The organism is Reichenbachiella ulvae (assembly GCF_025833875.1).
Classification (GTDB): Bacteria; Bacteroidota; Bacteroidia; order Cytophagales; family Cyclobacteriaceae; genus Reichenbachiella; species Reichenbachiella ulvae.
In genome coordinates this window covers 618267-636396 of record NZ_JAOYOD010000001.1, presented here as the reverse complement: position 1 = coordinate 636396, position 18130 = coordinate 618267, and the positions used below count along the sequence as shown (strand labels likewise).

17 protein-coding genes and 1 pseudogene are annotated in these 18130 nt (G+C 43.1%); 3 read left to right on the top strand and 15 right to left on the bottom strand.

From position 1 onward, the window contains the following. Window positions 1-6: 6 nt before the first annotated feature. The 4 genes from N7U62_RS02275 to N7U62_RS02260 form a co-directional block, all read right to left on the bottom strand. A complete protein-coding gene (locus N7U62_RS02275; RefSeq protein WP_264136256.1) occupies window positions 7-255 on the bottom strand; it encodes a hypothetical protein in 249 nt (82 codons plus the stop codon). Window positions 256-466: 211 nt separating this feature from the next. Next, window positions 467-832, bottom strand: coding sequence for a DUF2200 domain-containing protein (locus N7U62_RS02270; RefSeq protein WP_264136255.1), 366 nt, complete (start codon window positions 830-832; stop codon window positions 467-469). Window positions 833-906: 74 nt separating this feature from the next. Then, window positions 907-1428, bottom strand: coding sequence for a GRAM domain-containing protein (locus N7U62_RS02265; RefSeq protein WP_264136254.1), 522 nt, complete (start codon window positions 1426-1428; stop codon window positions 907-909). A 128-nt stretch (window positions 1429-1556) separates the two neighbouring features. Then, window positions 1557-2834 (bottom strand): vWA domain-containing protein, encoded by a 1278-nt coding sequence (locus N7U62_RS02260; protein WP_264136253.1) that lies wholly within the window; start codon window positions 2832-2834, stop codon window positions 1557-1559. Window positions 2835-3031: 197 nt separating this feature from the next. Here N7U62_RS02260 and N7U62_RS02255 point away from each other — a divergent pair, with 197 nt between their 5' ends. Then, window positions 3032-3817, top strand: coding sequence for a hypothetical protein (locus N7U62_RS02255; RefSeq protein ID WP_264136252.1), 786 nt, complete (start codon window positions 3032-3034; stop codon window positions 3815-3817). A gap of 41 nt (window positions 3818-3858) precedes the next feature. On the opposite strand, the gene N7U62_RS02250 is transcribed toward N7U62_RS02255, so the two are convergent. The 4 genes from N7U62_RS02250 to N7U62_RS02235 all read right to left on the bottom strand — a co-directional run bounded on the left by N7U62_RS02250 (window position 3859) and on the right by N7U62_RS02235 (window position 6803). Further along, on the bottom strand, window positions 3859-4227 hold the full coding sequence (locus tag N7U62_RS02250) for a DUF6768 family protein (protein WP_264136251.1): 369 nt from the start codon (window positions 4225-4227) through the stop codon (window positions 3859-3861). Next, a complete protein-coding gene (locus N7U62_RS02245) occupies window positions 4211-4795 on the bottom strand; it encodes an RNA polymerase sigma factor (protein WP_264136250.1) in 585 nt (194 codons plus the stop codon). The genes N7U62_RS02250 and N7U62_RS02245 overlap by 17 nt, the downstream gene beginning before the upstream one ends. Window positions 4796-4916: 121 nt before the next feature. Continuing rightward, window positions 4917-6161 carry a beta-ketoacyl-ACP synthase II gene (gene fabF, locus N7U62_RS02240; RefSeq protein WP_264136249.1) on the bottom strand — a complete coding sequence of 415 codons (1245 nt, stop codon included), beginning with the start codon at window positions 6159-6161 and terminating at the stop codon, window positions 4917-4919. Between the two features lie 51 nt (window positions 6162-6212). Beyond that, window positions 6213-6803: a TetR/AcrR family transcriptional regulator gene (locus N7U62_RS02235; protein WP_264136248.1), complete on the bottom strand. Its 591-nt coding sequence runs from the start codon at window positions 6801-6803 to the stop codon at window positions 6213-6215. A 903-nt stretch (window positions 6804-7706) separates the two neighbouring features. Between N7U62_RS02235 and N7U62_RS02230 the strand changes: the two genes are divergently transcribed. Next, window positions 7707-8762, top strand: a complete 1056-nt coding sequence (locus tag N7U62_RS02230) for an IS110 family RNA-guided transposase (RefSeq protein WP_264136247.1) — start codon at window positions 7707-7709, stop codon at window positions 8760-8762. A gap of 364 nt (window positions 8763-9126) precedes the next feature. Here N7U62_RS02230 and N7U62_RS02225 read toward each other — a convergent pair whose 3' ends face one another. Beyond that, complete coding sequence (locus N7U62_RS02225; protein ID WP_264136246.1) at window positions 9127-9642, bottom strand: hypothetical protein; 516 nt, start codon at window positions 9640-9642, stop codon at window positions 9127-9129. Window positions 9643-9982: 340 nt separating this feature from the next. Between N7U62_RS02225 and N7U62_RS23200 the strand changes: the two are divergent. Next, a pseudogene (locus N7U62_RS23200) lies at window positions 9983-11076 on the top strand (ISAs1 family transposase). Window positions 11077-11398: 322 nt separating this feature from the next. Here N7U62_RS23200 and N7U62_RS02210 read toward each other — a convergent pair. The 6 genes from N7U62_RS02210 to N7U62_RS02185 form a co-directional block, all read right to left on the bottom strand. Further along, window positions 11399-12856: an alpha/beta hydrolase-fold protein gene (locus tag N7U62_RS02210; protein WP_264136243.1), complete on the bottom strand. Its 1458-nt coding sequence runs from the start codon at window positions 12854-12856 to the stop codon at window positions 11399-11401. A 174-nt stretch (window positions 12857-13030) separates the two neighbouring features. Next, the gene (locus N7U62_RS02205) at window positions 13031-13660 is read right to left on the bottom strand and encodes an NAD(P)H-dependent oxidoreductase (protein ID WP_264136242.1); all 630 of its coding nucleotides are present in this window, start codon (window positions 13658-13660) and stop codon (window positions 13031-13033) included. A 171-nt stretch (window positions 13661-13831) separates the two neighbouring features. Then, window positions 13832-15565, bottom strand: a complete 1734-nt coding sequence (locus N7U62_RS02200; protein WP_264136241.1) for an OmpL47-type beta-barrel domain-containing protein — start codon at window positions 15563-15565, stop codon at window positions 13832-13834. A gap of 1 nt (window position 15566) precedes the next feature. After that, complete coding sequence (locus tag N7U62_RS02195; protein WP_264136240.1) at window positions 15567-16958, bottom strand: tetratricopeptide repeat protein; 1392 nt, start codon at window positions 16956-16958, stop codon at window positions 15567-15569. A 186-nt stretch (window positions 16959-17144) separates the two neighbouring features. After that, window positions 17145-17393 (bottom strand): VOC family protein, encoded by a 249-nt coding sequence (locus tag N7U62_RS02190; protein WP_264136239.1) that lies wholly within the window; start codon window positions 17391-17393, stop codon window positions 17145-17147. Window positions 17394-17727: 334 nt separating this feature from the next. Next, window positions 17728-18117: a nuclear transport factor 2 family protein gene (locus N7U62_RS02185; RefSeq protein ID WP_264136238.1), complete on the bottom strand. Its 390-nt coding sequence runs from the start codon at window positions 18115-18117 to the stop codon at window positions 17728-17730. Window positions 18118-18130: the final 13 nt, after the last annotated feature.

The window sequence follows — 18130 nt, the reverse complement described above, 5'->3', positions numbered from 1 at the left end:
CGATGTTCAGGACAAATCATTCACAATAGCGTAGGCAAAAATTGTCAGAGCTGAGAGCAATAGCATGATCGAACCAAAGTGTTTGGCTAATCTCTTCTTCTTTGGCTCCAGCACATTAGAAATCACCACAGCAGACAAGCAATATGTAGCGGCCAACATATAGAGGTGATCATAAAATACCCAATACCAAAAAACGGCAACAATCAAAGAGACCAAAAAACTGACCATGCGAGGTAATACGAGAGTAGTAGACATAACTTTTTGTTTAAACCAAAAGAACTAATCAAACACAAATGCCTTCAATAAAGAAGTATCAAGCCCAAGGGTAGCTGATCTTCCATTGAACACAAAACGATCCTTTCGACATAGCTTTATAGGATTTTCATACCAAGCTCGCTGGCTGCTTTATAAATTTACTAAATTCCTCGCAGATTTGCACCTGACAGGTTGATAGGAAATGAAGGAGCTACTCTTCTCTTAAGATCTTCTCCATCTTTTTGCCCTTGGCCAGTTCATCCACCAACATATCCAGATAGCGTACCTTTTGGGTCAAAGGAGTTTCGAGCTCCTCCACTCGATAACCACAGATCACCCCTTTGATCAGATGTGCATTGGGGTTCAATTGTGCTCTCTCAAAGAACACCTCAAAAGTCGCCTTCTTCTCAATCAGAGCTTGCTTCTCTTTCTCACCAAAGCCAGTCAACCATTCAATTACTTGATCCAATTCGGCCTGGCTCCTGCCCTTGCGTTCCACTTTAGCGATATAATGAGGATAGACAGACGCAAAAGTCATTTTGGCTATTTTCTGATCATGTTCCGGAGTTGTTTTCATAATGAGGGGGATTAATTTTTTAAGCTCTTCCCTCTAAAAAGCAAAGACATAGGAATATTAAAACAAATAAATCATCATTCGAAAGAGGCAGTCTTTACCTTCTCTAACCAGACCTCTCGTTCATAGACCACAAAATCAAATGCTTCACCTGCTTGATTCAAAACCCTCATTCCATTTTGGAAAAGCTTAGCCGTTTTTCTTGGTATTACTTCTTGAATCTCTGTGAGCGGAAGCTGTGTTTCGCCCGATTGTACATTCTTTTGATGAGATTTGAAAATCAGCCTTTGATCAGTCAATACCAGTTTACCTCCTACTGCCTCGATTCCTTTCATTAAATTAGCCCCTCCTTCATGCCTGACGATTTCGTCATCCGCTAATTGAATCTGAATATTATTCATCAACCTTGTGGTCATCCTTTGCATGAAAAACAGGAAACCGAACCCAAACAGAAATCCAAAAAGGATCCAATTCATCATAAAAATTTCCCAGATGAATCCCTTGTCTAGAAATACATAGTACATAAGGCTGTTGAGTATGGCGAATGACAAGCCAGAAATCAGTGAGAAAAGTAGTTTTTGCTTGAATGAAACTTTCATATCAGTTGTAGTGGTTTATTCATGTTTCATTGTGAATCTAAGGTATTTGTTGAAAACATATGAATTCAAGTTTCTAAACATACACTTTAGCTTTACAACATCAGACAATCTCACTTAATAACTAATACCTAAGGCACATTCTCCCCAACCAGTCTAACCAACAAATCATTGAGCTTCTCTACCTCATAGTCCCCAATGGTGGGCTCCAGGTGATCATTACCTACCCCACTATCATCTGTGATAAAAACATAGGTGCCATTGGTTAGGATTGCGAAAGAGCGCATCAAGAACTCCGTAGATTTATCGATCCCCGAGGCAGTGATCGGTATGATTTTGATCCCATTCTCTGCTGCTCGAATCAAATTATCCTCCAGGTCAGAGATCACATCCTGTGTGTAATGTGGCGGTGCATCTAGTAGTAAAAACAATATACGACTCGAAGCATCTCGATCCCAGGTATTTTGGGTAATGGCCAGGTTAAGAGCGGAATGCACCGCTTCAGGAAAATCACCTCCGCCATTGGCATTCTGGTCCCTAATAAAATCAACCAGACTTTCCTCATCAGTGGTAAAACCAAAATCTCGTGTCAAATAGTCATCCCCTTCATCCCGATAAAAGACAGAGCCAAATCGCATTTCTAGGGTTGGATGGTCCATTCTCACTTGCTGTATCACATGTATAAGCTCGGCCTTCAGGTAATCAATTTCGTCCATCATGGAACCGGTCGCATCCACGGCAAAGTAGATATCCATTACTTTTTGATTGGAGACAGTGGTGCTCAACGCTACCTCGTTGATTCCCTCAGCATAATTGATGACCCCAAAGACCTCCTCTTCTACCGCTCCCATTTTGATAAGTGCAGAAGGTGTGTTAAGGCCTAAATCTGACCAAAGGGTGGCTCTTCCTTTGCTATCTGTTTTGGTTTTCCAGACCTCCACTTCATCTATCATCAGGCTGACTTCAGCATTGGCCACCGCTGCCCCTTGATTATCCAATACCAAAAAGCTATAGCGTTCTATTTTTTTCAGTCCCCACCGATTTACATCTTCATAGTATTCCTGATTGCTCAATAGGTCATTCCAAAAATCCCAATGCTCCAAATCACTCCATTCGCCGGCAGTGAGAGTCCCTGCTTCGAACTCCCCATTAGGGTTTCCACTACCCCATTCGCCGCTACCTGACCAGGCACCACCAGAGCCTGAGCTTGACGACAGATAAAAACTATCGGTATATACGCCTTCACTAGCATGATCTATGGGAACCTCAGGCTCGGTGACTTCATCAAACAAACTAGTTTTACCATCGGCTCTCTTTCCGTTCAGAAAATCCTCATCCGAGGAGCAACTAATAGAAAAAAGGACTACCGCGACTAGCGCAAAATTCTTGAATTGGTTTAGCGTTTTCATATCATATTGGTTTGTGAATAAGACCCGCGAAGAACGCAAAGGGTTGGAACAATTGGGAACACAAACTTGATAGACGGATTAACAGCCCACCTATCTTTCCCACCCTGGTGAAAATAATTGTGAGAGTACGGTCTGTTCGCGATCTTTTCAACTTTTACTCATTTTGTGTGATATTCGCTTACTTAGCATTTCTAATTATGAAAAGACCACTAGCTATTTTGATCCTCGGCCTATTGGTGTGGGGATGTACTGATAAAAAACTGGAACGAAAAGGATTTCAGGTCAGTGAAATATCCAAAGACGATAAAGGAAAGAAAATCATAGGCCTGCCTATAGATTCGTTGCAACTGGACAGCCAGCCGAGGAATGTGCTTTTGACCCACTATCCGGACCATCGCCTCACTCCTCTTTTTAAGGTCAATATCGACAAGGATTCTGGAAAGCCCTTTACAGGCTCGAATCGACACCACTATACCTGGCGAGAAGATAATAACGACGGCAACAATTGGAACAACCATCTGATGCCGGGCTTTTCAGTCGTGCGAGGCTACAACATGATCAACGTCTCGCACTACAACTACCAAACACAATCTCAAAATGAGTTTTTCAAGAAACCTGTTTTGATCAAAAACCTTTACTATCCCTCCTATTCCAAAGACTCATTGCACTACGAACCAGTCAGTCGGGACTACTACATGATCTCTGTCTATGATGAAGACAGCAATCAGGATGGCTTTATCAATGTGCAGGATTTGAGGAGATTCTATTGGTTCGATATCGATGGGAATCTATCGGAAGCGCTAGTTCCTAAAATCTATTCGGTCATGAGCTCGGATTATGATGCGGGCAATGACCTGATGTATGTTTCGGCGAGACTGGACGAAAACCAAAATGGACAAATGGAAGCCGAAGAGGCGATTCACATTTTCTGGATCGATCTGAAGGATCCCAGAAAGAGGGGTTTACAGTATAAAAGCAGCTAACGTCAAAGAGGTTTGAAACCTCTTTGACGTTGAAAGCTCCCTTACTTACTAGCCAGCAGTAATTCCAGCCGCTTGATCTCTCTCAGCAGGGCATTTTTATCCAGCTGATTCCAACTCCAGAGTTTGATCATGGCAGCCATGATGCCCGAGCCAAACATAGCGGCACCCCAGCGCATCATCTCTCTGAGATCTTCGGTATTCATAAACTGATAGATCGAATAAAACATGATGGCAGAAAAAATCACGGTCACAACTACAAACAGCACATTGAGCCACTTGAGTCGGCCGCTATACAGTCCTGTCAACATCTCTGGAAGAGACTGCTCGTGTAGATCTTCATAATAGGCCGCTTCTTCTTTAGAAAGCGCCTTTTTGATCATTTCGTCGATTTCTTCATTCGTATTTTTCATGGTGTTGTTCATTTAGAATTTTCTTCAATTTTTCGCGGGTATGATAGAGCCGAGACTTCACCGTCCCCTTAGGTATACCCAGTATCTGAGCGATACCTTCGATGGAGTGAGACTCCATGTAATATAGCGTCAGTACCAGCTTGTTTTCTGCGGGCAATGAAGCCATGGCCTGCTCCAACTGACTCAGTGATTGTTCAGTATTTTCAGTGCTGCTATCACCGTCAGCAGTACCAGTATCAATAGTTCGATCACGTTCATAGCTTTGATTATTGAGTTCTACATTGTGCTTTTGCTTTCTTAACCAATCGATGGAGCGCCTGTCCACAATCGTCCGGATCCACGAGCCAAAATGAGCCACATCCTCCAGTTTGTACAGATGGCCTATCAACCACTGCCACACATCCTGTACGATGTCCTGAGATTGCTCTCGGTTGTGCGTCCGTAGCTGCGACTGGTAAACCAACTTGGTATGCCACTTGACCACCAGCTGTTCGAAGGCCTCCCTGTCGCCTCGTCGTGCCTGCAGTACCAGCAGCTCATCCAATATTTGAGATTTACTCTTCATCATTTGCTCATATGTCGTAGCAATATCCCTTTGGTTCAAGGATTATGAGAAAAAAATCTAAATTATTTTTCTATCGAATAAAACGCCGACGAGGTTTGAAACCTCGTCGACGTTAATGGTAAGCTCACACAAACTTCTTCAATATCAAAGCAGCGCAGTGCCCTCCAAAACCAAAGCTATTGCTAAGGGCGTAGGTGATGTCCTTTTGGGTTGAAGTGTTCAAGGAAAGATTGAGAGAGGTATCGATTACTGGATCCACCTCCCGGGTATTGATCGTAGGAGGAATCTGCCCCTCCTGTACGGACATAGAGGTCGCAATCGCCTCGATGGCCCCTGTGCCGCCCAGCAAATGCCCTGTCATGGACTTGCTGGCATTGACTTGCAGACGCTGGATGTGATCACCAAAGAGTCCCTGGATGGCCTGAATCTCTGACAGGTCACCTGGTCCGGTCGAGGTGGCATGGGCATTCAGATAGTCGATCTGAGCCGCCTCGATTCCTGCTTCCTCCAGTGCGCTCTTCATGGCCAGATAGGCACCCAGCCCCTCGGGATGAGTAGCAGTGATGTGATAGGCATCCGAGTTTTCTCCTCCACCGACGATCTCTGCGTAAATTCTAGCACCGCGATTTTGTGCTGATTCCAGGCTTTCCACCACTAGCGCGCCAGCTCCTTCGCCAACTACAAAACCATCTCGATGGACATCAAAAGGACGCGAAGCAGTGGCCGGATCATCATTTCGAGTAGACATGGCCTTCATGGCGGTAAATCCACCTATGGACGCCTCGGTAATCGGCGCTTCGGACCCACCTGCGAGAATCACATCTGCCTTGCCCAGCCGAATGTAATTGAAAGCCTGAATGATGCTCTGGGTAGATGAAGCACAAGCGGTGACTGGACAATAATTGATACCCCGCAAGCCATATTTGATGGAGATCATCCCTGAGAGACCATTGGCGATGATCTTGGTAATAAAGAAAGGATTGAAACGAGGCTGAAATTCCTGCTGCGTATAGCCCACCACTTCCTGCTGGAAGGTCTCGAACCCTCCGATACCACTGGCCATAATGACCCCCACTCTGTCTCGGTTCAATTGTTCAAAATCCAAACTGGCATCAGCTATTGCTTCGGCGGTTGCTATCATACCATACTGACTGAATCGGTCCAGCTTGCGGGCCTCCTTTCGATCAAAATAGTCCAAAGGATCATAATCCTTGATCTCACAGGCAAATCGGGTTTTGAAAGCACTGGAATCAAATCGTGTGATAGGCCCGGCACCTGACTGACCGGCCAGCAAGTTGCCCCAATAGCTCTTGAGGTCTTTTCCTATCGGGGTGATGGCCCCCATTCCGGTGATTACTACTCTTTTCATATACTCATGATTGACTCATATACCGTAAGGTATATGAATGGTTAAAAAATTTTACTTCTGGGTCATTTCTTTAATTTCAGCACTTAGGTGATCCATGTTTTTCATCAGAATGTCAGGCTTATTCAAGGTCTTGGCTAGCAATATGCTACCCTCGATCAGCGCAATGGTGCGATAGGCATATTCCTCTGGATCTATGTCCATTAGTTCTCCTCTCGATATCCCCTTTGTCACGATGGATATCAATCGCGCAGACCAATCCTGTATCTTTTGGATGACTTCTTTCTTCAGCCATTCATTGCCGTCATCTGCATCCACAGCCGTATTCAGGATGGCACAGCCACCATTCTCAAAGATGGGCCGATACGCCTTGCGATAGTGATCCAAAAAGGCCAAAAGCTTGTCTGAGGCTAGATCGAGTTGATCCAGCTTACCCATCAGTTGCCGGGTCTGAAACTGGTAATTGTAACGAAAGGCCTCCAGAGCCACTTCATTCTTGTCTTTGAAGTTGCCATAGATACTGCCCTTGGTCAGTCCGGTGGCCGCAGTAAGATCGGACATATAGGTCCCGGTATAGCCCTTCTTATTGAAGATCGCTGCTGTCTTCTCGATGATCGTTTGTCTTGTTTTCTCTGATCTTACCACTCCACAAATATACCGTACGGTATACGAACTGGCAAATTTTAATTTGAGATTGATGATGAGCGACTGATGGCTGGGGATATAGAGATCAAACCAGAGCTAGAGATGCAAAGAATCCCTCTGTTCCCTTTATTAAGGGGGAATGGATGCTGCATTGAAAAATGGTTCAAATAAAAGTCAAACATTGAGGTTCAGAACATAGATTGACGTTCTGTTTCTACCAAAAGCATAAGGGTATAATTCCCCCTTTCGTAAAGGGGGCTAGGGGGATTTTGAGTGCTAGAATTGAATCGGATTTCTTCTACTGAGAATATTCAAATGATCAATTTACACCCACCAGCATATCCAATGTTACCTCCATTTAAACCAGATATAAAAGAGCTGCCATTCCAAAAACTAACCCTAAAAAGGCGGGGAGAAAGTTCAAACCCAATCCCTTAAAGCTTATTCCAAAAGCTTTTTTAGATTCTCTTCCATTTAACAAGATGATAGAATAAAGGACTATGACAGCAAAAATACAAGGCAGGGCAGCTGAAACAAAGTCCCCTATCATAGATATGGCCCCCAAATTAATATCGAGAAAACCGTATATAGAAAGAATAGGGTTAGTGCATAGCCAACTTTCCCTCTCCAATATTGGCCAGCAGTTGACAATAGACCTATGGTCATCAATACTGTACCTACATGCCTCATTAAGTTATCGGCAGGTTTGGATGTAGACTCGGGTAAAACGAAAAAACTGTTGCTATTGCAATCAGTAATATTATGTGGATTACAGGAAATATCTATTAATCAATGGAATCATGTTTAACGCTATCTGTAAGGTGCGTGTCCCGAAGGGTATGCACTATAGTTCCCATGATATAACCCAATGGCGTATGAAGTATAAACCAAAGGATTTATATCATGGAAGATTTAAGCACTTACAATTTATTCATTGGCTTGGACGTACACAAGCGCAGCTGGTCGGTTAGCATCTTTGCTGGCCATATTCACCATCGAACTTTCACCCAGCCACCTGAACCAATCGCACTCAAATCCTACCTCGACAAGCATTTCCCTACTGCCAAGGTGATCTGTGCCTATGAGGCCTGCAAGATTGGGTTTTGGATCTGTAGAGATTTGGAGAGTTATGGCTATCGCTGTTTGGTAGTCAATGCAGCAGACATCCCCACCACTCACAAGGAAACCACCGAAAAAACCGACCCAATTGATAGTCGAAAGATAGCCAAAGCTCTTAGAGCTGGATTACTTCGGGGCATTCATGTTCCCAGTATCGAAGTAGAAGGTCATAGGCAACTGTTTCGTTACCGCAAGAAATTGTGGGCAGAGTTGGTCAGGATCAAAAACCGCATCAAAGACAAATTATTATTTGCGGGGATCCCCATACCTACAGAGTTTGATAATGCCTATTGGAGCAAAGCCTTCTTGGTTTGGATCTCGCAAGTTCAGTTTGAATCCAAAAACACAAAACTGACTGTCAACTTCTTGCTGGAGCATTATCATTTTACATATCGTCATTTGCTTAAAGTGGCGATACAGGTCAGGAAAATCCAACGATTAGCTAAGTACAAGCAACAGGCAAAATTACTCAGAGGCATCCCTGGGATCGGCCCATTGACCACTGTACAACTACTCATAGAACTGGAGAGCATAGATCGTTTTCCCAGCTTCAAACACTTCAATAGCTTTATTGGTCTCAAACCAACCAGTCATTCCAGTGGAGAAAGAGACGTGAAAGGCTACATGACTAACCGCCGGCACAAAGCCCTGCGTAGTGCATTGATCGAATGTGCCTGGAGTTGTGTGCAGAAAGATCCCGCTATGTTGATGAGATACGAGGAACTAACCAAGTCGCATACCAAGAAAAGATCAATAGTAATTATAGCCAGGAAACTGGTCTCAAGGATATATCATGTACTCAAAACAGGAGAAGAATATGAGATAGGATTAGTAAAATAGTAAAAAGACCAAAGACTTAAAATCAGCCCCTAACGACAGTTGAGCACCCTGACCTCTTAACACTCGCTGTGTCCCGAACACTATCTTAGTATGGGGCGGGGTGCCATTTTTAAACATCTGACGGGAAACTGTGGACTTTAACGGTACCACTAATGGAAGCATGGGTTGTTTTTGAATCTCGGTCAAAGTTAATAGGCAGCTAAAAGTAAGTAAAGGAGTGGGAGCTACATCAGAGCCCACACAGGAGAATTATGGCCATCCTTGACTTACTTTCATCCACCTATTGGATCAAAGATTCGATTCCAAAACGGCCAAAAGAAACATTATGAAGAAGTTTAACTAAATTTATGCTGCAGAGGGTTATTCATGGAAGCTTTTGTTGTGCGTTCGTTTTTTTTATTTTTAAATTAATGTCGTCCAACATTTTTGTCATTTTCTCAAACCCAATATCAGATAGTGACCCGTCCATTGAGTTTTTATTCCAAGGTTCAAATCCCCATTGATAATATCCACATCCCATTTCAATAATTCCCTTAATAGTGTCATTTTTGATAAATACAAATCCCGCGTTTAAAGCAAATGTTCCGCATTCTCCATAGCTGAAATTCAAACTATCTGAAATTATTTCGATCAATCTGGATTTGTCAGTTTGATCTAATGTGTATATGCTGTCTTTATACATTAATTCTTCAATTCCTTTTCCCATTATCTCTTCATCAACAAATGGATTGAAATTTAATTGCACGTATTTAATGTCATACTCTGAACTATCATCAAGTTTAGACCAATCGATTTCTATTTTCTTAGTCATTTCAATTTTTACAGGGTTTGAACACCCGAAAACCAAAAATATCAATGTGAACAATACTATATTTTTCATTTTCATAATGAAGCACAACATTTTACTATATGCAATGCACTATATACCCGTTTGTATGTGTTAATAAACGTTTAAAAAAATGTTTTTCTCTTCTCAAACAAATGCTGCAAGAAGTCAGCCGCTGCTACAGGCTGACTTGGTTTGTCAAGAATACAGGATCGCCCGCAAAGGCACAAGTAAGTCGCTGATAAAAGTGAAGAATCTTGGATCACCCTATGGGGTATGGGATCAGTGATAGCGAGAGATGAAGATTTGGCGGTTTTGCATTCCAATCCCCCTGGCCCCCTTTATTAAGCAGGGCTGTTGCATTCTAAAAAATGGATTAACTTGAAAATTAAAAATGGCATCAGAAAGTATCATTTGGTATTTAGGAAAAGTGAAGGATCACAGGCGTGGTGCGGGTCAGCGACATTCTCTGGAATTGGTACTGGTCATCGTGCTGATGTCGGTAATGAGCGGCTACTATGGTTATCGTGCTATTGGAGATTTTATAGAAAGAAATAGAGAGAACTTATTGTCTACTTTTCAGCCCAAACAAGACAGATTACCGACTTTTTATACTATTCGAAGAGTGTTGATGGGATTGGATTTTGATTCCTTTTCTCATCAATTCTATCAGTGGAGTAAAGCCTATGTTTCGATAGAGTCTGGAGAGTGGCTTAGTGTAGATGGCAAGGCCATCGGTGGTACAATGAGTGATTATTCAAAGTCGTATCAGAATTTCATCAATCTAGTGACCGTATTCGTTTCCAGACAGAAAATGGTATTAGCCAATGGAGAAGTCATTAACTCAAAAGAGAGTGAAATACCTGTAGTTCGTCAATTAATAGAGATGCTGGATCTCAAAGATGTGGTCTTTACTATGGATGCTCTTCATTGTCAAAAAAAACGGTAGAAGTGATTATAGCTAGTGGAAATAATTATGTAATTGGAGTGAAGAAAAATCAAAAGACACTCTACCAGAGCATCGAAAAGTGTGCCCAAGAAAAGCCTATAGGTTATTATTCTCAGCTAGAGAGAAACAAAGGAAGAATAGAAAATAGAGATGTAACAGTGTTCAATTTGCCAGAGGAAATAAAAAAACAATGGACTGGTGCACAACACGGCATCAAAATTAGAAGAGAAGTAAAAGTCAATGGACGCTACAGGGAAGAAAACGCGTATTATTTAAGCAGCATAAAGAATGGAAGTGCATTATTATACAACTATGGGATAAGGAATCATTGGCACATTGAAAACAGTCTACACTGGACCAAAGATGTAACGATGAAAGAAGATGCCTCTAAAATCAGATTAGGCAACGCTCCATCAATTATATCCACGCTTAAAAATGGTGCAATGAATATATTTAGAAAACAAGGCATGAATCAAATAGCAAAGGCCACCAGACTGGTAGCCAATGATATTGAGACTCTAAACAAACTAATCAATTAGAATGCAACAGCTCTGCTTTGGTAAAGGGGGATTTATATATTCAGGCTGTGGTGGTAGTAGATCGGTTATCTATGTTTTGAACCTCAGTGTTTAGTTTTTTGTAGAAACATTTTTCATTGCAGAATATATTCCTCCTTTCGTAAAGCGGTTCGACACATCGAGGGCGAAGGAGCCTTCCAGTCGGCAGACAGGGCTTCAATCGATACTACAATTCCCAAATCATAATTAAATCAAGCATGAGAAAAGCAGTAGCACGCTGAAGCATCCATCTACCAATTAGACTCCACTATCAACTTTACACTTTTAACTTTCCACTTTCAACTCATTCCTCCTTCCACTTGGCATAGCACTCGGTGAGGAATGCCACTCCGGCCTGCTTGTATTCCTCAGTAAAGACCGTGAAGTGATCGCCCGGATAGTAGGCAAACTGCATATCGGCGTTGAGCTTTTGCATTTCCTCATCCAGCAGATGTACGGCCTTGTGCAAGTAGAAATTGTCGTGCTCTCCTACCGATATCAGGATCTTGCCGGCAATGGCCTTTTCATATTGATCCCAATTGTTTCTCAACTGATAGGAAAGGTCGTAGCGTCTAAAATAAGGCAAAGCCTCAGGATTGATATCTCCGGTTTCCAGATCGACCAGTCGGATGATCTCACCCTTTTCATCCCTATGACCAAAGACCGCATCGAAGGAGCGCATCTGCTCTCCCCGGTACAAAATCTCCTCCATACGAAACATGTCCTTGGTACTCGTCACAGGGATCCTACCGGCTATGGTCACATCAGAGAGAGGCTGCCCACTGGGGCTGTAATAGAGGTTTTTGGTCTCATAGATATTGATATTCTGCCAGTTGCGAAAGTCCACCTGATCAGGCGCACTGGACCAGGCTCCTGCAAAAGTCTCGGGGTATTGGGTCTGTAGCCACATGACCGTCCAGCCTCCGCTACTATGTCCGAACAGGAATCGTGCACCGTTGGCCTGGTATTTCTTCTCCAGAGCAGGGATGAATTCTTTCACCAGCGCATCTCCCCAGGGGCCATTGATGTCGCTGTTGGCGTAGGTAGAGTGCCCCTCCAGACACCTGCCATCCAGATAGACCACTATCGCTGGCTCTTCTCCCAGCATGGGTATGTCATATTTGGGATAGCCTGCATGGGTCTTGTAGTTCGCCCCAAATCCGAAAACTGAATAAACCACCGGATACTTTTTCTTAGACTTGGGATCATATCCTTCAGGCAGTTGAACCGCTCCTGCGATTTGCATAGGTCGATCATGAAACTGGCTCAGCAGCCTGGAGTCCACCACCAGTTCCTTCATGCGATCGGTTTCCTTCATGGTCACCTCAGGCACCATCTGATTACAAAGGATCGTGTATACCGTGTCAAAGTTTTTGTCTAGTATAAATCGTGCAGGATCAGAATATAAATTGCCCGGCCCATTGTTGATGGTCTGTCCCTTGAGCTTTCGATCAAAAAGTGCCTGAACGTAGTACTCTCCTCTCTCGATGTTGCTGAGCGCTACGGGATAGGCCAGTGCAGCATCGTCAAAGGTCAGGGTTGCTCCTGGCTGAAGATCTTCCACGACTACCCTGAACATCGGACTCCTCTCGAAGATGTGAAAGCCGTCTTTCGGGCTTGGGTTTTCCTTGGACAAGTAAAGCAGTACACTGCCTGAAAAAGAATCAGACATAAGCTCCGGCGAATAGGACACTTCAAACTTCTGGGCGTTGAGTTGCTGGATCGAACAAAGCACCAACAACAACAGGATCATTTTTTTCATATTTCAGGTTTTAGATTGAAAACTGAAGCTACTACATAATGAAGATAAATTAGATTATATCTCTAAATAAGTATCCCTCCTCTATCAATGGATTGCAGTAGGAAATCTTCATTGGCCCCAAACAAAAAATGCCAGCTATACAGCCGGCACCTTTATCTAGAAACTATCTTTTGATTACAATACGGTCACAAAATCCTCTTTTGGTGTTCTCACCTTCTTCATTTTTGCCAACCAGTCATTGTCCTCATCTCTGTAGCCCAATGGCAATAGCAATACACTTTTCAGGCCTTTCTCCTTCAATCCCAGGATCTCGTCCAACTCATCCGGACTAAAGCCTTCCATCGGAGTAGCGTCTACTTTTTGCTCTGCCGCAGCTGCCATGGCCAACCCGAAAGCGATGTAGGCCTGCTTGGCCGCATGGTGGGCGTGCCACTCCTGCGACATAGGTTCGAACATACCCCATAGCTTCTCTTTGTAAGCATCCATGGTGTCTGCTGGCAATTTTCTTTCTTCCAAAGTGCGTTGGAATACTTCCTCGATGCGATCCAGAGAATATCCATCCCATGCAGCAAATACCAGCAAGTGAGACGTATCGGTGATCTGCTCCTGTCCCCAGGCTACCGGCTTGATCTTCTCCTTCAGCTCCTGATCAGTGATCACGAAAATCTCGTAAGGCTGAATCCCTGATGAGGAAGGCGCCCATCGAGCAGCTTCTACTATATAATCTACTTTGTCTTGCGGTACAGGTTTACCATTCATCTTCTTCGTTGCGTATCGCCACTGTAAATCCTCTGCTAAACTCATTTTTATTTGTTGTGTTAATATTTGTTGAAACGATTTTTACGAAAGGACTATAATAGGGTTGCTGAGTTTTGGTCTTTATACCCAAAATTTCAACTTTAAGTTCTCAAGTGTCGGATGGATATCATTTACCAGAGATGGAATGAATTTTAGCCCCGAAAGATCAGCACATGCCTATTTTTTGGCCACTTCAAGATCAATTTCTTTGGTGCTGCGATTACCCAACAAATCAAAGGCTATGATCTTGATTTTGTATTTCCCTTCTTTTCTCAAGCCCCTGATAGGCGAAGTGTAGGATTGCTCCTGCTCCCCGTTGATCGAATAGAGGATATCACGAACACCGACATGGTTGTCCTGTGCGGCCAAATATATTTTGAGTCCCGGTGAGTACACCTTTTGCCCATCCCGAAGGTATCCCTCGCTGCTATAGGTACAGTAGATATCGGCTCCTTTGTTGTCCACAAAGACATTCATATGTGACACGTTGCGATTGTTCACATTGTCATAGCCATAAAAATCCACCGCATGATAGCCTTCACGATCGAACATAAAAGGAGTCTCATAGTCGTACTCTACTGGTGAGCCTTCCAGGCTATAAGTGATCTTTTGCAAACCTGATTCCGTGTCATGGGCCGATAGTTTAATTTGGGTGTCTGACCTCACAAATACGGTGTCTCGAGTCTCTAAAACTTCTCCCACAAAATCATAGCTAAGATTAGGCCCGGTCAAGTCAACATACACTTTGGTGGCATGATGCTCAAACGCATTGTAGGGATTGGAGCTATTTTCATCAAATGTCTTGTTGCCAAAATGATCCACCGCATAGTACCTGATCTGGTGTGTCCCGGTTTTGTTAGGGAGGTAAAAAGGGTTGTCGTAGGTCTGAAACCCTTCGTCATTCACACTGTACCTGACTTCCTTAACTCCCACTCGGTTGTCTACTGCAGTAAATTTCAACTTGGTTCTTCCAGAAAAATAGATTTGATCATCTACAATAAACCTATCCCCCAAAATATCAGCAGAAGTGAGTGGCGCAGACTTGTCCATGTAAAATTCATAGCTTTTTGGCTCCTCTTGATTGAGGACATGATCGACAGAATAATAGGTAATCATGTGAAAACCATCTGACAATGCATCGATAGCAAGCGCTTGGTTATACACCTGCCTCTCTTGCTCGTCTATTTGGTAATATATCTTGTCCACACCAGACAGGCTATCAACAGCACTCAACTGCAAAGTTGATCCAAAGGTGTATGAGTTCTTCATTTGAGGCCCGTGTCCACTGACCTGTGTCACTGGCGAACCATAGTCTAGCAACAAGTTTCGCTCATTGGCAGCTTCTGCATTGCCTACATGATCGACAGCATAGTATCGTAGCGTACTACTGCCTTCGATCAGCGCATAGTCTATTAGCTGTGTATATGGCTGAAAAGGATTGTCATCTATGGCATAGTAAATCTCGTCTAACCCAGACTGTGCATCCAGTCCTTGCAGTTCCACTTTCAGCCCTCGCCCCAGATACTCTATGCCATTGCGGACATATCTGGCCGTCTCTTGAAACAAAGCTTTAGAAACGGGAGGCTGACCATCCGCATAAACCGGCAACATGACCTCCACCGGTGGATTAGCGGGTTTCATACTTCGATTGTTGACAGCATTTCTTGTACGAATATAGTTGACGCCCTCAGTATCCAGATAGATGGGGTCGGTATATTCAGGCTGCTCATCATTGGTTAAAAGCACACCCGGATCGTCTGGACTGCTTGCGATCCTGATGTAGACAGGCATTTGCTTGTTCCAAAAAATCTTCCCCGTGCTGTCTGTGTAAACTCTGGCCTGATGCTCTGGCTGCTGAGCCTTGATATCCAGCACCATCAAAATCAAAATCACTACTGCTCCTACTCTCATCTTATTTTTCGGTGGACTGATTCTCTTTTAGAAAGGATTCGTTCAATGTGAGGCTCTCGTTAAAACTAGACAATGCATCGTCCAGCTCTGAATTGCTTTTCCCTAACATGTCCAGCAACTGCTTATTTTTTTTGTTCACTTCAATTTTGGACATCAGGTTTACGATCCCTTTGATATTGGCAACAGGTTTTCTGATGATATGACTATTCGAAAAGATAAACTCACTCAGTTTATCATTTGCCTTCTTCAATGCCTCGGTCCGTTGCTCTACCAACTCTTGCAGATTGCTGTTTAGTTCTCTTAACTCCTCCCTTTGTTCTTCGATCACTTCGTTCTTCTTTTCCAGATCGACGGCCCATTTCTTGGTTTTTCGCTTACTCCTAAGGATGAAAAAGAGTACAATCAACATGGCTAAGGAAACAGTAATAGCAATCTGCAATTTTCTTTTCTCATTCTCTCTTTCAATTCGCTCCTCCTGGATTTCCTGCTGGGCTTTGAGCTGACTAATTTGTGATTCTTTGGTAAGCACTTCTAATCGCAATTCTTTTTGATTCAAATCATCATAAAGTGACCTGGTAATGCTGTCATAGCTGCTCAACTCTAGCTCGTATTTCTGTTTGGTACGCTGTACCGATTCCAGTTCCTTTTTCCTTTCCAACAGAGCCTCTTTATGCTTTTTATTCTCCTCCTCCAGTTGAGCCTTAAGGAGTTTCTCCTCAGAATAGTCTTCCATGATCTGGTCGATCTTTTCCTTCTGAGCCATCTGGGTAAAGGTCTTGTATAGATTGAAATAATAGATGGATTGCTTGACATCTCCTGCCTTTTCATAGGTCTCTGACAACATCCCATAGCAGCTCTTCATTTGATCCACGTCCTTCATGCCACGGGCTAGATTCAGCGACTCTTGCAAAAACTGAATGGATTCCTCATACCTCTCCAAATTGTTGAGCACTACGGATAGATTGATCATGGCCGAGATCATGCCTATCTTTTCATTTTTGGAACGCCTTGCAGCTAGTGTCAACATGAAGTAGTCGTAGGATTTTTCATAGTCCATGATATCGGCATGCAGCATCCCCAGATTGTTATTGATCATGGCGATCCCGTTTTCATTCTCAATCTTTTCATTCAGGTCAGCAGAAATCTTGTAGTATTCTATGGCCTTTTTGTATTGGTTGTGTTCCCAGTAGATAAAAGCAATTTCATTCAGGTAGCGGGTGGCTTCTTTGATATTGGCATGCTCTTCCAGATATGTTTTGTATTCAGCCTCATATTTGACAACCAGTGCCGAATCATGTTTGGACAGAGGGTGCTCCTGAGCACTTGCCTGATGGTAGCCCATCACCAAAAACAGAAAGTAAAAAATCAGGCGGGTAAATGCATTAATAGACATACTTCATTTGAGATTGAAGTTTAATATAATGAACAAATCACTATTACCACCCCATTATGCAAGGACAAAAGCAGGAAACATTCAGAATTATCAATTTAATAATCTGACATACTTTCTGAGTGCAGTTCATTCTTTACTCAGTTCAATTTTCAATTGCTACTTCTGGTTAACGGTTACGGCATGTACTCACTTGTTGTCCGAGTACAGCAGATTAAATTTATGCCCATCCGGATCGGAGAAAACACAAACGTAAAAGCCGTTATCATCATAAAAGGCTTTCCTGTCGTAGTTGGAATCGAACAGGATCTGACCACCTGCATTTTTGATCTCTTCTATCCAGGCATCAAACTCCTCTTTGCTCTCTGCAGATAGGCTAAACATGATTTCATTTCCCTGACTCAGATCAGACAGATCACCTTCCAAACTACTTTTCAACTTTTCCTTTTCGAAGAAGTGAATCACAAAGGCCTCTTCTCCGAATAAAAAGCTAACCAGATCAATAGCTGGTTATCCATTAAGCGGGAAGCCCAATGCCTGATAAAAGGCTTGGGTTCTTTCTATATTCTCCACGCCGAGGTTGGCCCATATTTTTGTTGGTTTCATGGTGTATTGATTTATAGATTGTATGGATATTCGAACGAGATTTCTTTTTTAAAGACGTACGAGCGCAAGCGTCTCGCTTGTGCTCATTCCATTTGGTAAATGTCGAGAAGTCTAGTCCAAGCGGACGCTTAAACTAGATGAGTCCGTTTGAACCAGCATAAATCCCCTAGTAGCCTTTATTCATGGCATAGGAGTACATCTTTCGTATCAGGTTCTTACCCGCGCTTACGAACTCATACATATCGCAAAAGGCAATGAGTTTGCCATCAGGAAAAATTAGTTCACCATTGAGTCCTCCTTGTTTGCCGTGACTTACGATTTGATAAATAGTAATTTCTTCCGGTACAAAAGCAGCCATCTCTTTGATAGATTTCCCGAAGGCCTCCTTTCCTTCAATCACTCCTTCCCCTATTACTTCCCAGTGGATATCTTCACTCACATTGTCCAGGATGAAATCTACATCTCCTCGTGCAAAGGCCAGATTGAAATCTCGCAAAAAGGCCATCTTGGGTGAATTGCCACAATTGGGTTGGCAGTTAATTTTTAAATCGTTCATGTCTGCAGCTGTA

Bases quoted from the DNA above. Each gene is read 5' to 3' on its own strand.
- N7U62_RS02275 (WP_264136256.1), bottom strand. From the start codon at position 255: ATGTCTACTACTCTCGTATTACCTCGCATGGTCAGTTTTTTGGTCTCT.
- N7U62_RS02270 (WP_264136255.1), bottom strand. From the start codon at position 832: ATGAAAACAACTCCGGAACATGATCAGAAAATAGCCAAAATGACTTTT.
- N7U62_RS02265 (WP_264136254.1), bottom strand. From the start codon at position 1,428: ATGAAAGTTTCATTCAAGCAAAAACTACTTTTCTCACTGATTTCTGGC.
- N7U62_RS02260 (WP_264136253.1), bottom strand. From the start codon at position 2,834: ATGAAAACGCTAAACCAATTCAAGAATTTTGCGCTAGTCGCGGTAGTC.
- N7U62_RS02255 (WP_264136252.1), top strand. From the start codon at position 3,032: ATGAAAAGACCACTAGCTATTTTGATCCTCGGCCTATTGGTGTGGGGA.
- N7U62_RS02250 (WP_264136251.1), bottom strand. From the start codon at position 4,227: ATGAAAAATACGAATGAAGAAATCGACGAAATGATCAAAAAGGCGCTT.
- N7U62_RS02245 (WP_264136250.1), bottom strand. From the start codon at position 4,795: ATGATGAAGAGTAAATCTCAAATATTGGATGAGCTGCTGGTACTGCAG.
- fabF (WP_264136249.1), bottom strand. From the start codon at position 6,161: ATGAAAAGAGTAGTAATCACCGGAATGGGGGCCATCACCCCGATAGGA.
- N7U62_RS02230 (WP_264136247.1), top strand. From the start codon at position 7,707: ATGGAAGATTTAAGCACTTACAATTTATTCATTGGCTTGGACGTACAC.
- N7U62_RS02225 (WP_264136246.1), bottom strand. From the start codon at position 9,642: ATGAAAAATATAGTATTGTTCACATTGATATTTTTGGTTTTCGGGTGT.
- N7U62_RS02210 (WP_264136243.1), bottom strand. From the start codon at position 12,856: ATGAAAAAAATGATCCTGTTGTTGTTGGTGCTTTGTTCGATCCAGCAA.
- N7U62_RS02205 (WP_264136242.1), bottom strand. From the start codon at position 13,660: ATGAGTTTAGCAGAGGATTTACAGTGGCGATACGCAACGAAGAAGATG.
- N7U62_RS02200 (WP_264136241.1), bottom strand. From the start codon at position 15,565: ATGAGAGTAGGAGCAGTAGTGATTTTGATTTTGATGGTGCTGGATATC.
- N7U62_RS02195 (WP_264136240.1), bottom strand. From the start codon at position 16,958: ATGTCTATTAATGCATTTACCCGCCTGATTTTTTACTTTCTGTTTTTG.
- N7U62_RS02185 (WP_264136238.1), bottom strand. From the start codon at position 18,117: ATGAACGATTTAAAAATTAACTGCCAACCCAATTGTGGCAATTCACCC.